This is a genomic window from Maribacter dokdonensis DSW-8 (assembly GCF_001447995.1).
Classification (GTDB): Bacteria; Bacteroidota; Bacteroidia; order Flavobacteriales; family Flavobacteriaceae; genus Maribacter; species Maribacter dokdonensis.
In genome coordinates this window covers 142,771-167,087 of the sequence record NZ_LDPE01000003.1, presented here as the reverse complement: position 1 = coordinate 167,087, position 24,317 = coordinate 142,771, and the positions used below count along the sequence as shown (strand labels likewise).

At 38.7% G+C, this 24,317-nt stretch carries 9 protein-coding genes, 2 tRNA genes and 3 rRNA genes; 4 read left to right on the top strand and 10 right to left on the bottom strand.

Features of this window, described 5'->3' with window-relative positions:
- Positions 1 to 260: 260 nt before the first annotated feature.
- Positions 261 to 4,769, top strand: coding sequence for a glutamate synthase large subunit (gltB, locus tag I600_RS14405; protein WP_058105257.1), 4,509 nt, complete (start codon positions 261 to 263; stop codon positions 4,767 to 4,769).
- A 9-nt stretch (positions 4,770 to 4,778) separates the two neighbouring features.
- Entirely contained in the window at positions 4,779 to 6,245 is a 1,467-nt protein-coding gene (locus I600_RS14400) for a glutamate synthase subunit beta (RefSeq protein WP_058105256.1), read from the top strand.
- Between the two features lie 351 nt (positions 6,246 to 6,596).
- Here the strand turns inward: I600_RS14400 and rrf are convergent.
- From rrf to I600_RS14370, 6 genes are all read right to left on the bottom strand, one after another.
- Positions 6,597 to 6,708: ribosomal RNA gene (gene rrf / locus I600_RS14395) — 5S ribosomal RNA — on the bottom strand.
- A gap of 168 nt (positions 6,709 to 6,876) precedes the next feature.
- Positions 6,877 to 9,709 (bottom strand): 23S ribosomal RNA (locus tag I600_RS14390).
- Positions 9,710 to 9,911: 202 nt separating this feature from the next.
- Positions 9,912 to 9,985: transfer RNA gene (locus I600_RS14385), tRNA-Ala, on the bottom strand.
- Between the two features lie 115 nt (positions 9,986 to 10,100).
- A tRNA-Ile gene (locus I600_RS14380) sits at positions 10,101 to 10,174 on the bottom strand.
- Between the two features lie 193 nt (positions 10,175 to 10,367).
- A 16S ribosomal RNA gene (locus I600_RS14375) occupies positions 10,368 to 11,898 on the bottom strand.
- Together the 16S, 23S and 5S rRNA genes with 2 tRNA genes alongside form the textbook arrangement of a ribosomal RNA operon.
- A 575-nt stretch (positions 11,899 to 12,473) precedes the next feature.
- The gene (locus tag I600_RS14370; protein WP_058105255.1) at positions 12,474 to 14,465 is read right to left on the bottom strand and encodes a putative porin; all 1,992 of its coding nucleotides are present in this window, start codon (positions 14,463 to 14,465) and stop codon (positions 12,474 to 12,476) included.
- Between the two features lie 168 nt (positions 14,466 to 14,633).
- On the opposite strand from I600_RS14370, the gene I600_RS14365 reads away from it, so the two are divergent.
- Both I600_RS14365 and I600_RS14360 read left to right on the top strand, forming a co-directional pair.
- Positions 14,634 to 18,908 carry a thrombospondin type 3 repeat-containing protein gene (locus tag I600_RS14365; protein WP_157490908.1) on the top strand — a complete coding sequence of 1,425 codons (4,275 nt, stop codon included), beginning with the start codon at positions 14,634 to 14,636 and terminating at the stop codon, positions 18,906 to 18,908.
- Positions 18,905 to 19,630 carry a hypothetical protein gene (locus I600_RS14360; RefSeq protein ID WP_058105253.1) on the top strand — a complete coding sequence of 242 codons (726 nt, stop codon included), beginning with the start codon at positions 18,905 to 18,907 and terminating at the stop codon, positions 19,628 to 19,630. The genes I600_RS14365 and I600_RS14360 overlap by 4 nt, the downstream gene beginning before the upstream one ends.
- 57 nt (positions 19,631 to 19,687) lie before the next feature.
- On the opposite strand, the gene I600_RS14355 is transcribed toward I600_RS14360, so the two are convergent.
- From I600_RS14355 to I600_RS14340, 4 genes are all read right to left on the bottom strand, one after another.
- Entirely contained in the window at positions 19,688 to 20,398 is a 711-nt protein-coding gene (locus tag I600_RS14355; RefSeq protein WP_157490907.1) for a hypothetical protein, read from the bottom strand.
- Between the two features lie 123 nt (positions 20,399 to 20,521).
- Positions 20,522 to 21,898, bottom strand: coding sequence for an aryl-sulfate sulfotransferase (locus tag I600_RS14350; protein ID WP_082642982.1), 1,377 nt, complete (start codon positions 21,896 to 21,898; stop codon positions 20,522 to 20,524).
- A gap of 152 nt (positions 21,899 to 22,050) precedes the next feature.
- Positions 22,051 to 22,851, bottom strand: coding sequence for a hypothetical protein (locus I600_RS14345; RefSeq protein WP_058105251.1), 801 nt, complete (start codon positions 22,849 to 22,851; stop codon positions 22,051 to 22,053).
- A 14-nt stretch (positions 22,852 to 22,865) separates the two neighbouring features.
- Positions 22,866 to 24,308, bottom strand: coding sequence for a RagB/SusD family nutrient uptake outer membrane protein (locus I600_RS14340; RefSeq protein ID WP_244275706.1), 1,443 nt, complete (start codon positions 24,306 to 24,308; stop codon positions 22,866 to 22,868).
- Positions 24,309 to 24,317 lie beyond the last annotated feature (9 nt).

Genomic DNA, 24,317 nt, shown 5'->3' with positions numbered 1-24,317 from the left:
CAATCACTTTGTTACCCTCTCAATAAAGTTAGATGTAATTGTTAGAAAGTTACATAAACCCTCACTTAACCCCTTCTTCACCTCTGTATTTTCATATTATTAACTTAAATTTATCAATATGATAAATTGAAGGTTTTAAAAATATGTAATTATAGATTTTTTAAGCTTTTATTTGTTTCGTTGAATTTAATATTTGAATTTATTCCAACCATTGAATATAATTCAATTAAATTGATATTTTTGAAGAAATACCACAAATTATGACACTGAAGAAGCAAGGATTATATTTACCGGAATTTGAACATGATAACTGTGGGGCTGGTTTTATATGCAGCCTTAAAGGAAAAAAATCCAACGACATTATACATAAAGCGTTGGAAATACTTGAACGTTTAGAGCACAGAGGTGCTGTTAGTGCCGACGGTAAAACAGGAGATGGAGCAGGAATATTAGTTGATATTCCTCATGATTTTTTTCAGGCTGTATGTAGTTTTGATCTGCCAGAAGCGGGTGAATATGCAGTTGGTAATATTTTCTTCCCTAGAAAAGAAAACCAACGTAATTTCTGTATTTCAGTTTTTGAAGAAAACATAAAAAAACAAGGCTTAAAATTATTAGGATGGAGAGATGTTCCCGTTAATAGATCAATACCTGGTAGAATAGCTGCTGAAACAGAACCTTTTGTAAAACAGATTTTTGTTGCAAAAGAAAGTAACGAGCAAGATTATTTTGATTTCAACTTAAAGCTCTTCATTGCCAGAAAGATTACTGAGCATACGATAATCAATTCAAAATTATCTGAGAATAAATTCTTTTATGTTCCCAGTCTATCCACTAAGATAATTATATTCAAAGGACTTTTAATGCCTTTAGATATAAGCCTATACTACTCAGATCTAATGGATTCAAGAGTAGTAACTAGATTAGCCTTGGTACACCAGCGTTTTTCCACAAACACTTTCCCTACTTGGGATTTGGCACAACCGTTTAGATATATGTGTCACAACGGTGAAATAAACACCCTAAGAGGCAACGTTACCCGTATGTTTTCAAGAGAAGAACTATTACAAAGTGATATGTTCGGAAATGAAATCAAAAACATACTTCCAATAATTCTACCAGGAAAATCTGACTCCGCTACTATGGATATGGTGGTTGAACTATTATTGATGACCGGTAGATCTTTACCAGAAGTCATGATGATTCTAGTACCTGAGGCTTGGGAGAAAAACCCTGAGATGTCAGAGGCTAAAAGGGCATTTTACGAATACCATTCTTGTATGATGGAACCTTGGGACGGTCCTGCATCAATACCATTTACAGACGGTAACTACATTGGTGCCGTTTTGGATAGAAATGGTCTAAGACCTTCTAGATATACGGTAACTAAAGATGATTACGTAGTAATGTCTTCTGAAACCGGTGTTGTAGATATCACTCCTGAAAATGTAGATTTTCATGGAAGGTTACAACCGGGTAAAATGTTCTTGGTAAACATGGAAGAGGGAAGAATTGTGAATGATGAAGAAATTAAAGAAAACATCGCACAAAAATACCCTTATAAAAAATGGCTGGATGATAATTTGGTACATTTAAAGGATATACCATATAATGATTGTCCTTTATTTATTGGAGAAGAAACGCTTGAAAAAAGAAAATCTGTATTTGGCTATACCATAGAAGATATCAACACCATTATCTTACCAATGGCAAAGTCTGGTAAAGAACCTATAGGTTCAATGGGATCAGATACTCCAATAGCCGTTTTATCTCAACGTCCTCAATTAATTTACAATTATTTCAAGCAGCTTTTCGCTCAAGTTACCAACCCTCCGTTAGATGGTATACGTGAAGAGTTGATTACGGATATTAGTTTAACATTAGGTAGCGATCACAACATATTTGAATTTTCAGAATATCACTGTAGAAAACTAAAAATTCAGAATCCAGTTATATCTAAAGAAGATTTAGATAAAATTAAAAATTACGACGTCAGTCCAGATTATAAAGTGGTTTCAATACCTATTTTATATTCTATACAAAAAGGGCACAACGGACTAGAAGATGCTTTACAATCAGTATTAGACCAAGCTTCTGCGGCAGTAGATGATGGTGCTAATATTATTATCCTATCAGATAGAAATGTCAATGATGAAATGGCGCCCATACCCGCCCTATTGGCTTGTTCTTTTGTAAATAGTGGATTACAAAAATTAGGTAAACGCTCTAAGCTTAGTGTTATCATTGAATCTGCAGAGCCTCGTGAAGTACATCATTTTGCATTATTATTCGGTTTTGGCGCAAGTGCCATAAATCCCTACTTGGTTAATGAAATTATTGCCGAGCAGATAGAAGAGCATGACATCACGGAATTCTCATTTGATGAAGCAATAAAAAATTACAATAAAGCTATTGGCAAGGGAATTTTAAAGGTGATGAACAAGATTGGTATATCTACCCTTAACTCTTACCGTGGTTCTCAACTATTTGAATGTATAGGAATAAACACCAAGGTAGTTGAAAAGTATTTCCCAAATACACCTACACGTATTCAAGGTATAGGGCTTTATCAAATTGAAAAAGAAATTGCCCTTCGTCATCACAAGAGCTTTAGCAAAAAGCAAATTGATGCCAATTTAGATTTGGAAATTGGTGGTGAATATAGATGGAGAAGAGATGGAGAAAAGCATATGTTCAATCCACTATCCATTGCCAAGCTTCAAAAATCAGTACGTAATAATGAACCTGATACGTATAAGGAGTACTCTAAAATGGTTAATGAGCAATCAAAAAACTTAATGACCATTAGAGGTCTTTTTGAATTCTCCAACTATGATCCTATTCCAATAGAAGAAGTTGAGCCTTGGACAGAAATTGTCAAAAGGTTCAAAACCGGGGCAATGTCTTACGGATCTATCAGCAAAGAGGCACACGAAAACCTTGCGATTGCAATGAACCGTATTGGTGGAAAAAGTAATTCTGGAGAAGGTGGTGAAGATCAAAATAGATTTTACAAAAATGCAACAGGTGATTGGAGAAACAGTGCTATTAAGCAAGTGGCTTCCGGTAGATTTGGAGTTACCTCAAATTACTTGACCAATGCCAAAGAAATTCAAATTAAAATGGCGCAAGGGGCCAAGCCAGGTGAAGGTGGTCAATTACCTGGACCTAAAGTAAATCCTGAAATTGCCAAAACAAGAAACTCAACACCTTATGTTGGTCTAATTTCACCACCGCCACATCATGACATCTACTCTATTGAAGATTTATCACAACTTATATATGATTTAAAATCAGCAAATAGAAAAGCAAGAATAAATGTAAAGCTTGTTTCAGAAGTAGGTGTAGGTACTGTTGCAGCAGGTGTTTCAAAAGCTAAAGCAGATGTAGTTTTGGTTTCCGGTTTTGACGGAGGTACCGGAGCATCTCCTTTAACTTCATTAAAGCATGCAGGTTTACCATGGGAACTTGGTATAGCCGAAGCCCAACAAACCCTTGTATTAAACGATTTAAGAAATAGAATTGTTCTTGAATGTGACGGACAATTAAAAACTGGTAGAGATGTTGCCGTAGCTTGTCTTTTAGGTGCTGAAGAATTCGGTTTTGCCACTGCACCTTTAGTAGCCTCAGGATGTATAATGATGAGAGTTTGTCATTTAAACACTTGTCCAGTTGGTATTGCAACCCAAAACCCTGAACTTAGAAAGAAGTTTAAAGGTAAGCCAGAACATGTGGTTAACTACATGTATTTTGTTGCACAAGAATTGCGTGAAATAATGGCGCAATTAGGCTTCAAGACTATTAACGAAATGGTAGGCCAGGTACAGAAACTAGATCGTAAAAAAGCAATTGACCATTATAAAGCAGCTGGTATCGATTTAACACCGATACTTCACCAAGTTGATGTACCAAAAGGAACTAAGTTCTATAATACTGAAAAGCAAAAACACGATATAGATAAATCTATAGAGTTTGATATTATTGCAAAAGCGAATCCATCATTATTTAGAAAGGAAAAATTAACGTTAGACTATCCTATTTGCAATACGGATCGTGCGGTAGGTGCCATAATAAGTAACGAAATATCTAAAACTTATGGCGCAGAAGGGCTTCCTATTAATACATTACGCTTGAACTTTACTGGGTCGGCCGGTCAAAGCTTCGGGGCATTTGCCACAAGAGGTCTAACAATGGTCGTTAATGGTAATACTAATGATTACCTAGGTAAAGGACTTTCTGGTGCTAAACTAGTCATAAAAGTACCTGAAAAGTCTACAATTATACCAGAAGATAACGTAATTACCGGTAATGTAACACTTTATGGTGCTACCGCCGGTAGAGCATATATTAATGGTAAGGCAGGTGAGCGTTTCTGTGTTCGTAATTCAGGTGCAAAAGCAGTTGTTGAAGGTATAGGAGATCATGGTTGTGAGTATATGACAGGTGGTGTTGCTGTCATTCTTGGTGAAGTTGGAAGAAACTTTGGAGCAGGAATGAGTGGTGGTATTGCATATGTCTTAGATAACCACAAAACTTTTAAACAACGTTGTAGTCTAGAAGGTTTAAACCTGTTAGAAGTTACAGAAGCTCCAGACATTAAGCAGCTTAAAGATTTAATCGAAAGCCATTATAATTCGACCTCGAGTCCTTTAGCTCAGCGTATTCTTGAAAATTGGGAATCATACCTACCAAAATTCGTTAAGGTATTACCTGAAGAATACAGACAAGCTCTAATTAGATTAGAAAAAGAAAATTTACAAACTATTTAAGATCGGAACATGGGAAAGACAACAGGATTTTTGGAATTCGACAGAAAAATTGAAGCATACGAACCGGTTGAGGAACGTTTAAAAAATTACAAGGAATTTACAGTACCGTTACCAGAAAATGAATTAAAAAATCAAGGTGCACGCTGTATGGATTGTGGCATACCTTTTTGCCATAGTGGTTGCCCATTGGGTAATTTAATTCCAGATTTTAATGATGCTGTATACCGTGGTAAATGGGAAAAAGCAAGTTCAATATTACATTCAACAAATAATTTTCCAGAATTTACCGGTAGATTGTGCCCGGCACCATGCGAAGAGGCATGTGTTTTGGGTATTAATGAAGATCCGGTAAGTATTGAAAATATTGAAAAAAATATTGTAGAAACTGCCTTTGAGAAAGGTTGGATATCTGCTAAACCGCCACTTACCAGAACCGGCAAAAAAGTAGCTATCGTTGGATCAGGACCTGCAGGTCTAGCCACGGCACAGCAATTGAATAGAGCGGGCCATAACGTAACTGTTTTTGAACGTGATGAAAAACCGGGCGGGCTTTTACGTTACGGAATTCCCGATTTTAAAATGGAAAAAAATGTCATTGATCGTCGTTTAGAAATTCTGAAAGCTGAAGGTATAAACTTCAATTGCGGTGTACATATTGGAGTAGATATAAAAGCTGATGAATTAAAACAAAATTTTGATGCTATTGTTTTAACCGGTGGGGCTACTATCCGAAGAAATTTACCCATTGAAGGGTCTGACTTAAAAGGGGTTGTTCAAGCCATGGATTTTCTTGGACAGAACAACAGAAGAGTAGATGGTATCAAAGAACTTGGAGAAGAAATAAAAGCAACCAATAAAAATGTAATTGTTATTGGTGGTGGTGATACTGGATCAGATTGTATTGGAACATCTTTTAGACATGGAGCAATTTCAGTATCAAATTTCGAGATCATGCCAATGGCCACTACAGAAAGACCCGAAGGTCAGCCTTGGCCGTTTTGGCCTATGCGTTTAAGAACTAGTTCTTCTCACAAAGAAGGAGCTGAGCGTTTCTTTAGTATTTCCACCAAAAAATTTATTGGTGATCAAGATGGTAACCTTACAGGGTTAATAACTTCTGAAGTAGAATGGATTAAAACTCCAGGACAACGACCACAGTTAAAAGAAGTTGAAGGTACTGAGAAGGAATGGAAATGTGATTTGGCCTTATTAGCTTTAGGCTTTACCGGCTCTGAAAATACCGTTGCGAACCAATTAGGTTTAGAAATGGATGCAAGAACCAATATAAAAGCCTCTGAAAATGATTATAAAACAAATGTTCCTGGTGTTTTTGCAGCTGGTGACCAAAGAAGAGGACAATCTCTTATTGTCTGGGCCATTTCAGAAGGTAGACAAGCTGCACATCATGTAGATAAATATTTAATGGGAGAAACTGCTTTACCATTAAAAGGTGAAGGTGATTTACCTAGGGTATAATTATTAACTACCTAAAAATTACAAATCCGCAACCTTAACAATTGCGGATTTTTTTTATTTATTTGGCTATACTTCACTTATCAATATCCAAATTCATTAAATAATAGCTCATAATATCAATAATAAATATTTTTCTGTATTCATTATTAGGCTCATTACATCTTTTAAACTTAAATGAAACAGCAGAACTAGCCCTTAGGCATTCAAAGAGCAACACCTATAACTACTTACTTATAATTGCACTAGAAGTATAACAGTCCGTATGAAGATAGGGTAATACTTATATCACCCCGGTCACTTTCACTTTAGGGTATAAAAAAAGCCCCTTACATTACTGTAAGGGGCTTTCGAAAAAGGCGGCTACCTACTCTCCCACTTGGTATAGCAGTACCATCGGCGCAAACGGTCTTAACTTCCCTGTTCGGAATGGTAAGGGGTGGGCCCCGTCGCCATGGCCACCTAAGTTTTGGATCGGACATTGCCGACCGCGGCCTTCGCCGCAATATCGTTGACATGAATGGAACAGGATTCCTATAAAGGAAAGAAACATGTATATCGTCAAGTATGTTTCAGAATCGAAAGAAAGAAGTAAAGATCGTCGTGCGCCCCTCCACAAGGAAGGGACGTACGTATGCGCAAGCCTGACGGGCAATTAGTACTACTCGGCTACGGACATTACTGCCCTTCCACCTATAGCCTATCAACGTGGTCATCTCCCACGGCCCTTTAAAGAAATCTCATCTTGTGGCCGGTTTCGCGCTTATATGCTTTCAGCGCTTATCCGATCCCGACATAGCTACCCAGCGATGCTCCTGGCGGAACAACTGGCGCACCAGCGGTCGGTCCAACTCGGTCCTCTCGTACTAGAGTCAGATCCACTCAAATTTCTAACGCCCGCAGTAGATAGAGACCGAACTGTCTCACGACGTTCTGAACCCAGCTCGCGTGCCACTTTAATGGGCGAACAGCCCAACCCTTGGGACCTTCTCCAGCCCCAGGATGTGACGAGCCGACATCGAGGTGCCAAACCCCCCCGTCGATATGAGCTCTTGGGGGAGATCAGCCTGTTATCCCCGGCGTACCTTTTATCCTTTGAGCGATGGCCCTTCCATGCGGAACCACCGGATCACTATGCTCTTGTTTCCAACCTGATCGACCTGTATGTCTCTCAGTCAAGCGCCCTTGTGCCATTGCACTCTACACACGATTGCCAACCGTATTGAGGGCACCTTTAGAAGCCTCCGTTACTCTTTTGGAGGCGACCACCCCAGTCAAACTACCCACCACGCACTGTTCTCTCATAAGAGAGTTAGGCCCCGGACAAGCAAAGGCTGGTATTTCAACAATGACTCCACCACACCTGGCGATGCAGCTTCAAAGTCTCCCAGCTATCCTACACATTGCTTGACCAAGGTCAATACGAAGCTATAGTAAAGGTGCACGGGGTCTTTTCGTCCCACTGCGGGTAACCGGCATCTTCACCGATACTACAATTTCACCGAGCTCATGGCCGAGACAGTGTCCAGATCGTTGCACCATTCGTGCAGGTCGGAACTTACCCGACAAGGAATTTCGCTACCTTAGGACCGTTATAGTTACGGCCGCCGTTTACTGGGGCTTCAATTCAATGCTTCTCCCCGAAGGAATGACATCTCCTCTTAACCTTCCAGCACCGGGCAGGTGTCAGGCCCTATACGTCATCTTTCGATTTTGCAGAGCCCTGTGTTTTTGATAAACAGTCGCCTGGACCTCTTCACTGCGGCCCCCCATAAGGGGGCGACCCTTCTCCCGAAGTTACGGGTCTATTTTGCCTAGTTCCTTAGCCATGAATCTCTCGAGCGCCTTAGAATACTCATCCCAACCACCTGTGTCGGTTTACGGTACGGGCTGCTTCACTCGCTTTTCTTGGAAGTCGATATGCTGGATTATCACCTTGGCCGTGGCCTCGGTGTACTATCGGGGTATTACTACTCCCTTCAACGTACAATTCCGTCTGTACGCACCAACTTCTCGCCTCCGTCACTTTTAGCGTGAGCAGGTACAGAAATATTAATCTGTTGTCCATCCACTATCCCCTTCGGGTTCGCGTTAGGTCCCGACTGACCCCCAGCTGATTAGCATAGCTGGGGAAACCTTGGTCTTTCGGCGTGCGGGTTTCTCGCCCGCATTATCGTTACTTATGCCTACATTTTCGTTTGTAACCGCTCCAGCATCCCTCGCAGGTACGCCTTCGACGCAGTTACAATGCTCCCCTACCCCTTGTATAAATACAAAGTCACGGCTTCGGTGATATGCTTATGCCCGATTATTATCCATGCGGAACCGCTCGACCAGTGAGCTGTTACGCACTCTTTAAATGAATGGCTGCTTCCAAGCCAACATCCTGGCTGTCAATGCAGTTCCACCGCGTTATATCAACTTAGCATATACTTTGGGACCTTAGCCGGTGATCTGGGTTCTTTCCCTCTCGGACATGGACCTTAGCACCCATGCCCTCACTGCGCAGAAACATTTTATAGCATTCGGAGTTTGTCAGGAATTGGTAGGCGGTGAAGCCCCCGCATCCAATCAGTAGCTCTACCTCTATAAAACTATCTACACGCTGCACCTAAATGCATTTCGGGGAGTACGAGCTATTTCCGAGCTTGATTGGCCTTTCACCCCTACCCACAGGTCATCCCAAGACTTTTCAACGTCAACGGGTTCGGTCCTCCACTATGTGTTACCACAGCTTCAACCTGCCCATGGGTAGATCGCACGGTTTCGCGTCTACTACTACTGACTATGGCGCCCTATTAAGACTCGCTTTCGCTACGGCTCCGTTCCTGAAGAACTTAACCTTGCCAGTAAAAGTAACTCGTAGGCTCATTATGCAAAAGGCACGCCGTCACCCATATGGGCTCCGACCGCTTGTAAGCGTATGGTTTCAGGATCTATTTCACTCCGTTATTCACGGTTCTTTTCACCTTTCCCTCACGGTACTGGTTCACTATCGGTCTCTCAGGAGTATTTAGTCTTGGCGGATGGTCCCGCCGGATTCATACAGGGTTTCACGTGCCCCGCACTACTCAGGATACCACTATCTAAATGCTCTTTGCCTATACGGGACTATCACCCTCTATGGCCGCTATTTCCAAAGCGTTCTAGTTCATTACATCTCGAATGTCGTGGTCCTACAACCCCGCACATGCCGGAACATGTACGGTTTGGACTAATCCGATTTCGCTCGCCGCTACTATCGGAATCACTTTTGTTTTCTCCTCCTCCGGGTACTTAGATGTTTCAGTTCCCCGGGTTTGCTTGGCTTACGCCATGACATATCTTCAATATGCCGGGTTGCCCCATTCGGATATCTACGGATCATATCGTGTGTGCCGATCCCCGTAGCTTTTCGCAGCTTATCACGTCCTTCTTCGCCTCTGAGAGCCTAGGCATTCCCCATACGCCCTTTTCCAGCTTGTCGCCAGATCTTTAATCTATTCTATCTTATTCGTACTCTTTACTTAATAAAGATTCGTGTTTCTTTCTTTTTTAGTCGGTAAAACATTAAAAATGTCTTACCTCCTGTTCCAATATGTCAATGAACGTTGAACAGTTAACAATTATCAGTGAACAATGAACAATTAAAAATTGTTTATTGCCAATTGAACATTGTCAATCGTAATGTGGAGAATATCGGAGTCGAACCGATGACCTCCTGCGTGCAAGGCAGGCGCTCTAGCCAGCTGAGCTAATCCCCCAATTCCATAAGTCGGCTGTTGCCAGTTTACAGTTGACAGGTAGCACAACTTCTAAAATTTCCTTCAATATTTCAATATATGAACGTAATGCCCCATGGGCACCCTTTCTTGTTTGTAGTCCCAGGCAGACTCGAACTGCCGACCTCTACATTATCAGTGTAGCGCTCTAACCAGCTGAGCTATGGGACTGTCCCTACTCTTCCTCTTCAGTATAAATACCTTCCCGGAAAAGCAATTACTTATATATCATGATTATGGAGATCTTTATTCTTATTCGAACACTATTTTTTTTTTGAAAACAATCGTATTAAACCAAAAGACCGGGACCGTTATTCCGATTCTTCGTTTCGCCAGGGACCGTCCTTAAAAGGACAATCTCTAGAAAGGAGGTGTTCCAGCCGCACCTTCCGGTACGGCTACCTTGTTACGACTTAGCCCTAGTTACCGATCTTGCCCTAGGCCGCTCCTTACGGTGACGGACTTCAGGCACTCCCGGCTTCCATGGCTTGACGGGCGGTGTGTACAAGGCCCGGGAACGTATTCACCGGATCATGGCTGATATCCGATTACTAGCGATTCCAGCTTCACGGGGTCGAGTTGCAGACCCCGATCCGAACTGTGACAGGTTTTATAGATTCGCTCCGCCTTGCGACGTGGCTGCTCTCTGTACCTGCCATTGTAGCACGTGTGTGGCCCAGGACGTAAGGGCCGTGATGATTTGACGTCATCCCCACCTTCCTCACGGTTTGCACCGGCAGTCCCGTTAGAGTCCCCATCATGACATGCTGGCAACTAACGGTAGGGGTTGCGCTCGTTATAGGACTTAACCTGACACCTCACGGCACGAGCTGACGACAACCATGCAGCACCTTGCAAATTGCCCGAAGGAAAAGTCATCTCTGACCCTGTCAATATGCATTTAAGCCCTGGTAAGGTTCCTCGCGTATCATCGAATTAAACCACATGCTCCACCGCTTGTGCGGGCCCCCGTCAATTCCTTTGAGTTTCATTCTTGCGAACGTACTCCCCAGGTGGGATACTTATCACTTTCGCTTGGCCGCCCAGAACTCAAGGCCCCGGACAGCTAGTATCCATCGTTTACGGCGTGGACTACCAGGGTATCTAATCCTGTTCGCTCCCCACGCTTTCGTCCATCAGCGTCAGTATATAGTTAGTCACCTGCCTTCGCAATCGGTGTTCTATGTAATATCTATGCATTTCACCGCTACACTACATATTCCGGCAACTTCACTATAACTCAAGACCGACAGTATCAAAGGCAGTTCTACCGTTGAGCGGCAGACTTTCACCCCTGACTTATCGGCCCGCCTACGGACCCTTTAAACCCAATAATTCCGGATAACGCTCGGACCCTCCGTATTACCGCGGCTGCTGGCACGGAGTTAGCCGGTCCTTATTCTTACGGTACCGTCAGTAAGCTACACGTAGCTCTTTTTCTTCCCGTATAAAAGCAGTTTACTACCCATAGGGCATTCTTCCTGCACGCGGCATGGCTGGATCAGAGTCTCCTCCATTGTCCAATATTCCTCACTGCTGCCTCCCGTAGGAGTCTGGTCCGTGTCTCAGTACCAGTGTGGGGGATCCCCCTCTCAGGGCCCCTACCCATCGTAGCCATGGTAAGCCGTTACCTTACCATCTAGCTAATGGGACGCATGGCCATCTTGTACCGCCCGAAGGCTTTAACCGTATAACGATGCCGAAATACGGTACTACGGGGCATTAATCCAAGTTTCCCTGGGCTATTCCCCTGTACAAGGCAGGTTCCATACGCGGTGCGCACCCGTGCGCCGGTCGCCGGCGGAAAAGCAAGCTTTTCCCCGCTGCCCCTCGACTTGCATGTGTTAGGCCTGCCGCTAGCGTTCATCCTGAGCCAGGATCAAACTCTTCATCGTTGTTTTGTAAATATTCGTCCCAACGAAACCAAATCCATCCCGGCCCCGACTCTCGATTCAATATATCCAAATATGCACAAGGCACATTATATGGTATGTTTCTTAATTCGTGTTCCTCTCGAACAGGTCCTCACCCGTTCTCGATTCTTAAATCTCCACAATATTTCAATGAACTTCCATCCACTCCGCCCTTGGATCATGCGACCTTCCCGGCTTCGTTTCCCTTAGGTGTTTCCCTAAGCGGCTGCAAATATACAACTGTTTTTTAACCTGGCAACTTATTTCGAAAAAAAAATATTTTTTTCTTTTTTTTCCCAGACCAACCAACATATAAATGAACCTTTTCCGACTCCCGATTCAGAACTCGTCTTCCTCGCTAGCGGGGTGCAAATCTACAACCTATTTTCAAATGAACAAGACTTTTTTGCAAAATAAATACAAGGTTTTTTACCACGGCTCATACCCGCCTGATTCAACGGGGGTTAGAAAACAAGGAAAGCTACACATTGCTTCAATTTTAAGCATCTGAATTTAAATGACACTTAAAGACCTTATGTTTTACATAGCTTTTTTGATCAAGAAAAGAAATTCCATACCAAACCAAAACGTATAACAAAGTCCCGATAAGGGTAATTTGGTGCAGCATAATAATCATATCCAGAAAACGAAGCGTTAAAATGTTCTGCCTTTAAATAAATTCTAGTCTGTTGTATTCTTGCATTAATAAAGAAATCTAACAAAGGGTACCCACCCAACTCTTCTTTATTTTGAACATAAAATTCACCCAATACAGGATTATACCCATTCATATTATAAGCAGTAAAGTATTTAAAGGATACACCCGTCTGTAAAAACATTGCTTTCTTAAAAACATCAGAAGAAAAATACAATGTGTTTCTAGTTACCAGTTGCGGAACATTGAGTACTTGAGAATCTTGAGTCACATTTTGATACATGACCGTATTATTCAATGCAAACATTCCAACCTTAAATTCTTTTTGATATTTCACTTTTAGATGAGATACCGTATTACCCTCTTGCAACGGTTTTATAAATGCATTATCCAACCCATCGGCAATTACCTCTTCTGATACAGGGGCAAAATATGTATAGTTATCTAAATTACTATACTTCACCATTAAGTGTCCCCAAGTTTTGGACAACAACTCACCTTTTAAACTACTTGCTCTTTCCTTTTCAAAAACATTACTATTATCCCAGTTATAATTAAAATATTCACTTTGATACAATAAGTAGTTAAAATTGGGCAACCTAGTAGAATTGTGCAAGGCGAACCTTACCTTATTATTATCATTAATATTATAGGATGCGGAGGCATTGAATACATTACCCGCCAACTCACCTGAAAGGTTATATTTTAAATCCGCATTAAAATCAAAACCACCTATTCGTTTTTCATAATTTCCCACCAGTCCAAACTCAGTTCCGTTCAACCTATTGGGTATTACCGTTCCATCTGCTTCAATAAGCCTGCTATTGAAATAATAATCGTAATTATACATATTAACACCGCCTGTTAGCCTACCAAGTGTCTTGTTGTAAAATTCTATATTAACCTCGTTATAAAACGTCTTCAAAATTGCCTTATCATCTATAGCACTTAAAATTGCATCACCAAATAATGTATCATTCGATGTTTCTATAAACTGATAATACTTGGTCTCATAATCAAAACTATGTCCTATAGATAATGCCGTTTTTTCAAACCGGGTAGAATCTAACCGTTTTCTCACCAATTTATATTGATGGTCTAAGTAATATCTTTTACCTAATATCTTATTTTCAGCATCATCTAACAAGACATCTACCCTTGGTCTATTTATAAAATCCTCATCACCAGATTCAAATTGCTCTTCTTTTTCTGCCAAGCCTCCATTTTCTTCAGACGAAATATTCTGTGCAGCTATGTGCGCTCTTAACGAATATCTACCGTTTTTAGATAAATAATTTGTAGTAGTTATGAAATTACCTGATTCTATTTGAGTATCATTATACTTACCAAGGGAACGAAAGCCTATATAACCAATAGAAAAATTTAACCTTCTAGAGGTATTGAAAGTCAAATTTGCGTCTAGTAATTGACCTTCTTCCAAAGTTGTTTTAAAAAACAACTCGGTCATTGGGGTGGCTACATTATAATAATTAATTTGTTCTTTCTCTAGGTATTTACGGTCTTTTGCTAGTGCCCCAAGATTTGGATAGCTCCCCACCCTTTCAAAATCAACCCCAAGTTCGTTATAGGCTTGCCCAATGTTGGAAAAAGACATTAACTCAAAGTCATCTTCACGCAAGTAGTTATACTTATACTCCTTTTGGATAGTCAAGGTTGTATCTAAAAAAGTAGTATCTCTTTCAAAAGAAATTATTTTATAATCTTCTATAGTTAAAGTTATAGAATCATTTTTAAGCTTGTCTTTTGGATTTATTGGCTTTGTTTTCTTTACCAATGAAAGCGAATCGCCTTTTTTCTGTGGTTTTCCAATTACATCTTGTCCTAAAACAATTGACGTTGTAAAACACAATAAAACTAAAATTATATATTTCATGAAGCAATGTTACCCTTGCAAAGTTAATTTTTTTGTTGCTAAGTAAATGTGAAAGTTTAAGGGAGTTTGTTACGTTATCTACAAAGGATAAACAAATAAATATTAAAATTTAACTGATCACTCTATTATTAAAAGAAATATTTTTCTGATTTTTATAAAAAAATGTTAATGAAAGTTCTACTTTTTAATATAATAGTACTTTTTGCTATTATAAATGTTAGTGCGCAATTCAATGAAAATGCGCCATGGATGAAAGATTTAAAAGCCAATCAGCAAACATCCAAATCTTCTTCCCCAACAAATTCATTGTACGAAATTTCGAATGCATTCAATGACTATTGGAGCGATAAGGATTATACAAAAAAGGGAAGCGGGTTTAAACCATATAAAAGGTGGGAAAATTATTGGACCCACTATATAGACAAAAATGGCAACCTTCCCACTTCTAAACAATTATGGGAGTCATGGAAACGCAAACATGAAAGTACTGGCAAAGCAGCGAACCCTATTGCCAGCTGGAATTCCATAGGTCCCTTTACACATGATACTTATTCTGGCGCATTAAATGGGCAAGGTAGAGTAAACGCAATTACCGTAGACCCTAACAATGAAAACATCTGGTACGTAGGTGCGCCCGCAGGCGGAATTTGGAAATCAATAGATGGTGGTTCTTCATGGGTGAATTTATTTGATGATTTTCCTCAAATAGGAGTCTCCGGTATTGCAGTAGACCCAAACAATTCTCAAATCATCTATATTGGTACTGGTGATGATGATGCTGCTGATTCATATAGTGTAGGCGTTTTTAAATCTACTGATGGAGGGAATAGTTGGAATGAAACGGGACTAAACCCAAGTAATTCTAATATTAACTTATTAATGAGCGAAATTACCATAGACCCAACTAACTCGAATATTATTTGGGTAAGTACCAGTGCAGGTCTTCAAAAATCAACAGATGGAGGAGCTACTTGGTCCGTAAAAAGAACCGGTAATATTCAAGATTTCAAATTAAAACCCAATGACCCCAACACCATTTACGCAGTATCTTCAAATACTTTTTTCAAATCTACAGATGGGGGAGAGAATTTTGTTGAGATCACAAATGGCATTCCTTCAAGTTCAGGTAGACTTGCTATAGGAGTTAGTGGAGCAAACCCATCTGGAGTATATGTTTTACGAGCACTAACAGGAGGTAATAGCTTTGCCTTTGGTGGATTGTACAAATCACTGGACAGTGGAGAGTCTTTTACGAGGACAGCTAGCGAACAAGATATTTTTGAATCTAACCAAGCTTGGTTCGATCTTGCCATTGAGGTGTCACCATCAAATTTCAACGAAGTTTATACGGGTTGCCTAAATGTCTGGAAAAGCACCAATGGAGGCGATACTTTCATTAGAATCAATAGATGGAACGTTACCGATCAAGGATATACCCACGCTGATATACATACTATTAAAATTTTCAACAACAAACTCTATGTTGGTAGTGATGGGGGTATTTATATGTCTGAAAACGGAGGAAGTTCTTTTACCGATTACACCGCAGGCATCAGTATTAGTCAATTTTATAGAATTTCTGTAGCAAAAAATGATGCAGGCAAAATAACAGGAGGTCTACAGGACAATGCAGGTTTTATACGAAACCAAGAACAATGGCATGTTTTCACCGGTGGTGATGGAATGGATTATGAAATTGACCCTAATAATAGTAGTTTAGTTTATGGATTTGTCCAGTTTGGAGGAAGCCTATTCATCTCTTCAGATTCCGGGCAATCTGTTGGGGTAGTCGCTGCACCTACAGATACAAATGGCAACACCATACAAGGAAATTGGATTACTCCGTTGGCTGTTGCCTCAGATGGTTCTGTTTATGCCGGTTTTGATGCTTTATACAAATTAGAAAACAACCAATGGAGCAAAATATCATCTTCAATTGGCACAGGCAATATTGACGATCTTGAAGTTGACCCTAATAATCCTGAAACAATATTTGCCGCTGAAAGTAATATACTATATAGAAGTAGAAATGGCGGTGCCACTTTTAGCCTCATAAAAGTAATGGATTCGGAAATCTCAGATATGGCCATTAACTCAAATGATAGTAATATTATTTATCTTACTACATCTGACAGAGTGGGTATCGCCCAAAATGAACAACCTTCAGAAAGAGGCGTTTTTAAGGTTACTATTGGCGAATCAGAAACAATTTCAGAAAACATCACCTTCGATATTCCAACCGATCAAGCATTTTTCTCAATAGCTCACCAAGGCAGACATACCGAAAATCCAATTTACGTAGGTACAAGCTTAGGTGTTTACAGATTAGACGACACCCTTTCAGAGTGGGAAGAATACTTTACCAACTTGCCAAGTGTTGCTATAAGTGATCTAGAAGTCAATTTAGATGGAGAAAAAATTATTGCTTCAACATACGGTAGAGGTGTTTGGGAATCTACAATACCAATTCAAATACCCGACAATGAAGTAAGATTAGTATCTATTACCCCAAACTCAAACGAAGTGCTTTGCGACTCCTTTACCCCAACCGCAACTGTAGAAAACCAAGGACTTAATACCATTACCCAAATTGATATCACCTATACTATTAACAATAATCCAGAACAAACATTTACTTGGACAGGTAATCTATTAAGTAACGCTACTGAAACTATTGCTTTACCAATTGAAACCTCGACCAATTTTGGCAATTCCAACATATCCATAACAGCGACCATTATTAATGACAGCTACAGCGACAACAATACACTTGAGAATAGATTTTTTCTTAATGTACCAGGGTCCGGTGGTGAAGTCAACACGTTTGAAACCGAAGAAGAATCCCTAATTACTTACAATGATGGAAATTCTGAAGTGGTTTGGCAGAGAGGATTACCTGCAGGGTCAAAACTAAATACCGCCACGTCTGGAACAAATGTTTACGGCACCAATTTAAGTGGCGATCACCCCAATAGTACAAAAGCTATTTTATTGAGCAATTGCTATGACATGACCTCTATAATAGCCCCTGTCCTAAAATTTAATATGGCTTATGACCTAGAATTAAATTTTGACATAGTCTATGTTGAGTATTCCATTGACGGAGGTATCAACTGGGATATTTTAGGCAATATTGACAGTCAACCTAACTGGTATAATAGCAACAGAACAAATGCTTTATCAGAAGAAGCCGATGATTGTCAAAACTGTCCTGGAGCTCAATGGACCGGTGAAAATACAGAAATGACCGAATATGCCTATGATTTCAATTTAAACGCAGCCAATGGCGAAACCAACCTTACGGGTGAAAGTAACGTGGTTTTTAGAATTGTTTTTCAATCTGATCCAGCGGTCACCCAAGAAGGTGTGATTATAGACGATTTAGTTGTTGATGGCTTACCTGACGATGACGATGACGATGATGACGGAATTTTAGATAGTAATGATAATTGTCCTTTAATTGCAAACGCAGACCAACTAGATACCGATAATGATGGTATTGGTGACGTCTGTGACACCGATGACGACAACGATGGAATTTTAGATGTTGATGACAATTGCCCATTAATTGCAAACCTAGATCAAGAAGATGACGACTTTGACGGCATTGGTAATCCATGCGATAATGATAGTGATAATGATGGAGTACCTAATGATATTGACCAATGCAATGACACACCCAATGGAACAGTTGTAAATACTACTGGTTGTGAGGTTTTCTCTTTACCGAACACAAATTTTCAAATTCAAACTATAGGTAGCTCATGTAACGCTAGTAACAATGGTAGCATTGTGATAACCACTGCCAACAATACCTACACATATAATGCTGTACTAACCGGCACCGATACTTCAATAAGCGAAAGCTTTACTGATGAAAGTTCATTTTCCAACTTATCTGCCGGTAGTTATCAATTATGTGTAACCGTAGAAGGACAAACTGATTATGAAATTTGCTATGACCTAATTATTTCTGAACCTGAGTCGTTGTCGGTGTCAGCCAAAATCAACTCATTGAGTAATGAAGTTACACTTAGCTTAGCAGGCGGTGAATTATATACCATATTTTTAAATGAAAAGATGTACACTACTACAGCTAAAGAGATAACTTTACCCTTAGATACTAACAGCACAGAACTATTAGTAAAAACAGATCTAGATTGTCAAGGTGTTTATACTGAAAATATTCTTCTAAATGATGAATTCTTTATTTACCCAAACCCAATTGAAGGAGGTGATTTAACCATATATTTAGGTGCAAATTCTACAACAGAAGCTACTATTTCCCTGTATAAATTAAATGGGTCAAGTATATTTTCGAAAAAAATGAAACCTATCAATAACGAAATTAAAATAAGCGTTAACAATTTAGCCACAGGTGTATATATGTTAAATGTCACAAATGGCAATACGCTTTCTAATTATAAAATTATAAGAAAATGAGAATACTAAAATATATAACTTTCATGTTTTTGTTTGGATTACTTTTGCTTTCATGTGGTGGTGGCTCGGACAACGAAACGCCTATAGAACCTGTTGCACCGGTTGTAGTAGACCCAAGTGCGGCATCCCTAATATTTCCCGAAGACAATACAGAATGTAATGAAGGAGTCATAAATGCCAACGATGACACTAGAAGCACGGTAAATTTTCAATGGTCAGCCTCTGAAAATACCGATTCATACGAAGTTAAAATCAAAAATCTAGAATCGGGAAGTGTTACAACGGCAACATCTACAACAAACCAAGTTGATGTGTTGATCAATAGGGGAACACCGTATGAATGGTATGTAATTTCACTTGCCAGTGGAACAACTTCCACCGCAACCAGCGATACTTGGTCATTTTACAACCAGGGACAAGGTATAGAAAATTATGCTCCATTTCCGGCAATTGCGATTACCCCACAAAGAGGTGCCACTATAACCGATACAAGTTCAACCGTTACACTCGAATGGTCTACATCTGATGTTGATGATGATATTGTTTCCTATGAGATACTATTTGATACTGTTAATGAGCCTACCACCTCATTAGGGAGTACCACGAACACTACAATAAACGCTTCTATTTCAACAGGCAATACTTACTATTGGAGAGTAATTACAAAAGACTCATTTGACAATACTTCAAACTCAGAATTATTTGAGTTTCGTGTGGAATAAATAAAAAAAGCCAAAGATGTTCATCTTTGGCTTTTCTATTTAATTTTTGAAATGCTTTTACAAAGAATTAAAGTAATTAAGAAATGCTATTACATCTTGTTCTTTTCTAAGATTTAATTTATTTTCTTTAACATATAACTTCATTTCATTTTTCTTACTCCCTGTAAAATCTAAAATATTATTTTTTGTTAAGCGTACTTTAACTGCGTGATTTTCAGAATCCTTATTTCTGTTGTCTAATATATAATAAGAACTATTCCATACATATGTTGGTGGAGAATATTTCTCATAAGAGGTACTAGGAGTACGCGCCTGCTTTAATAAGGCTTCAGGTTTAAACAACAATTTTAAAGGTCCCTCATTCAACTCTGTGAAATAGCTAGTTTTAATAGATTTATCATTATCTACATAAGTATAAATACGATATAACTTGCCGTCTATCTCAACTTTAATATATGCTCTTTTAAGTAGTGAGTAATAGGAATCCTTAGATAAATTATCTAAAATTTCTACTTCATTTCTGTAGGCATTATATCTCATTTTACCTACTTCCTCGACTTTTTCGTTTACGATAACTTCACCGTGTACAAATTCTTCATTTAGATACGGACTTCCTTTCGCCTTACTAGGCTCTATTTCCGTACTGCTGGTAACAAAATTAACTATTCCTTCTTCAGGAACAGGAGAATAAGCATTTTGTCCATTTACGTTGTTAATCACAAAAGTGGCAATGAAAATTACCGTTAAAATTTTATTCATTTTATGCATTGATTTTGGGACAATTTAAATGTTTATTATGAATTGCCGTGTTTAAAAACTGTTATTAAAAACTTAAAATATATAGTTTTATAACAAATTAATATAAGACCATTCTACTGCTAATTTTACAGGTTAAGGCATATCACTGTTTAAAAAAGAAATAGCAGAACTATCAAGATTATAGTGATAAGATCTCCAATAGAAACCAGTACCCTCAAACTCCCAAACCACCTCTTTTTCATTAGTTACTTCAATAACACCCATAGAACCTGAAGTTATCAATGTATTGCCATTATCTAAACGAATGGCTCCTGAAACTCTAGCTGAATATAGATTATCTCTAGTGTATTGCCATACAGTTTCCGGTTCATTGTTTTCATTAGGAATTAAATTCAATTCCGCAGGTAAGCTAAATTCATAAACTATAGATTGTTTAGTGTCCCCATTTCCATTAGCATATACTAAAATATTACCAGCACCCGGTAAACCATCTTGTAAAATATTGGGAAAATGATTATTGTAAAACAATCGTTCACCACTCTCATTATTATAAGCACTAGGATTTCCAAAACGATAAACCAAATCACCTCCTTTACCATAATTACCACCAGAATCAACTGTGGCTTCCTCTGCTGTTGTGCTATGATCAATAACCCAAACCTCACTAAAATAGTTTACGCTTAAATAAATTATATCTTTATTACTGTCATAACTTAATCCGTTAGCATGCATAATATCTCCATCTGGTCCTGTTTCTTCTCTTAAAACATCTATAAAGTTGATATTGATTTTTTCAGGGTTATCTGCTACAATACCAAAATACGGTTTAGAACTATCTGTATCCTGAATGATATGATTCCAAGAATCCCACTTCCAAACAATTTCATTTGTAGCTGGGTTTATTTCTATTATGGATTCCGTATACACTTTTTCCTCTTCACCAAGGTAACCTATGGCGTCAAGTTCATCGGGAAGTCTTAGATCCCACACTATGGCCAATACATTTCCATTAGGCAACATTTCTACATCATGATGAATAATATGCTCTTCATTTGCCAATATATACTCCCAATCAATTGAACTATCAGGGTTTATTAGCTGAATAATGCCCCCAAAACCTCCAAAGCTAAAATCTGGACTTTCTACACCCAATGAAGCTAACAATCTACCGTCTGACAATAATTCCACATCATTACCCAATCCAAATTCCAATTGCCATTCATGTACAATTTGAGCAGAATCTTTTACCATTAAATATACCCGATCCTCTGTAGCTTCATTAAACAAAACATATCCTTCCTTTGACAAAGAATTATCATACAATAACACATTACCAGTTTCCCCTTCAACAGGATAAACGGTTTGAACAGGATCATCTGGCTCTGTCTCCTCTCCTACAACTTCCTCTTCCACTTCTTCAAAATTATCAACAGTTTCATCATCTGAAGAACATGAAATACTATATAACAAAAGGCAACTTAATACACTAATAAATAATTTATGTTTCATAACAAGTTAAATTGGTTTTCTATTCTGTCGTTCTATTAGTCTAAACTTTAGTAAAAGGTAAAAAAAAATCAGGCTAAATTGCTTCAGCCTGATTTTAGAAATATTATAATGATGTATTTATATCATTATGGATTTAAACAAAAGTTCAAATCTTACTTACAATAATCTATTGTAAGTAAACCTGCATCTGCACTTTCATAACCTCCAGCAACTTCGCCACTTGGAGATATAATTTCAAATCCAATTTCACCATACTGGTCTCCTGGAAAGAACCACTCTGCAGATTCAGTACCTTCAGGTATTGTAATCGTCACTGTTCCTTCTGAACCATTATTAGGTGTACATTCGCCATCTCCTAAAAATGTACCCGCAGCACTACCATAAGGAGAACAAAGTCCAACTTCCAAAACAGTACCGTCATTTAAAGTAATGGTTAAACCTGAACCACCAGTAGCTGTATCTGTCTGCCAACCATCTCCATAAGAGTCAGTCATATTAATAGTCCATTCTCCAGCTGCAATAGGACATTCTCTATAAAATTCTAAATTTAGAGGTGAATTTTCTATGACAATATCATTTGATCCAGAAACGTCTACCAAATTAAGAACAAGATTTACTCTGCCTTCTTCTGGTAAAGCATCGAAATTACCTGTAATAGTAACCGTTGATCCGAAAGCTCCAGCTGGAATTGTTAAACCACTTATAGTATACTGGTCTGAAGTTGCTGTTGAAGATGGATCTACCTCAACGGAAATAGTTCTTTCACTATCCGTTTTGGTACTAACAAAAACATCTACATTAATTGATGCACCCTCAGTAGGAGTTGGCACTAAAATAGAACTTGCCGAAAACTTGGCCAATGTTTGACCATTTTCACTATCAAATACTATATTCTCTTCTTCACAAGAAACAAAAGCAAATAGTACCGCTATTATTAAAATATATTTTTTCATAATTATACTAGTTTTTAATATCCAGGATTCTGAACCATGTTTTGATTAGCATTGATTTCCGCTATTGGAATAGGCAACTGAAATCTAAAATTGTCAGCATCAATTGTTGGAAAATCTGGAGGAGTTCCCGAGCCATCAATAATATCACCAGCAGTAGAACGCATAACTGGCTCACTGCGACGCTTTAAATCAAAAAACCTATGACCTTCAAATGACAATTCAACTCTTCTTTCAAATTGAATGGCATCTTCTAATGCTTGACCTGATTCACCGCCATCATAAGCAACATATCTTAAATCTCTAAGTTCATTCAACGTAGATAATGCATCTTGACCTAATTCATATTGCGCCTCTGCTTTATTCAATAATACTTCAGCAGCTCTAATAACCTTAACATCTACACGACCATTTACTTGACCTGTTTCACCTAAGAATTTTGAAATTGCGTTGTATTGGTTATCAGCATTTAATCCTACAAAAGAAATCACATCTTTTCTTTGATCATCTTCATCAATACTATTGAAAAAATCAAAATCGAAAACGTATTCTGAAATAGTAGAAGTAGCATTTGACTGACTGTATAGTACACCAACATTGTTACCACCACTTTCAGATGAAGTATTAATAGCCAACTTAACCACTATACCTGCTTCGTTTGCATCCGTATAAAGACCTTCTAACTCTTCAGCAGTTGCTAATGGTACACTTACTTCATTTGCAGCATCAATAACTTTTTGGTATTCACCATTATAAAGATAAACTCTTGATAACAACGCATAAACACCATCTGTATTCAATTTACCTTGACCGTTATCTTCACCTATTAACTGACTAGCTCTTTCTAAATCGCCAATAATCTCAGCATAATTACTTGCAACTGTTTCTCTAGCAGGCTCAGCAAAAGGATCCTCTGTATCACCATCTTCAACTTTAAGGTAAACAACACCTAAAGAAGCGTTAGCATCTGCAGATTGTGTTGGTATTTTACCATAAACCCTAACCAAATCAAAATGAGCCCAAGCTCTAATTGCTAAAGCTTGCCCTAAAATGTTATCCTTTTCAGGACCATCACCAAGGTTATCAATCTGAGCAATTACCAAATTGGCAACGTTTACAGCTTCATAAGCTTCACTCCAATACAAATCTATTGCACCACCTGTACTTGCAACATATCTGTAATTGTAATAATCCTGATTAGAACGTCTACCTGTTTGTGCAATGATTACATTATCAGAAAGTATGTCTGGAATACCTTGCAAACCAGAACCAGTACTTGAATAATAATTCCACAATTGTCTATAAGCGCCATCTACACCGTTTTGGAATGCTGAAACACTATTAAAAAATGTTTCAGGATTACCTTCTACGAAAGGTTGTAAATCATTCAACTCGTCATCGCACGACATAAAGAATCCGAACGAAAACAAAAGAACTAATAATTTTATATTATTTTTCATTTCTAACTT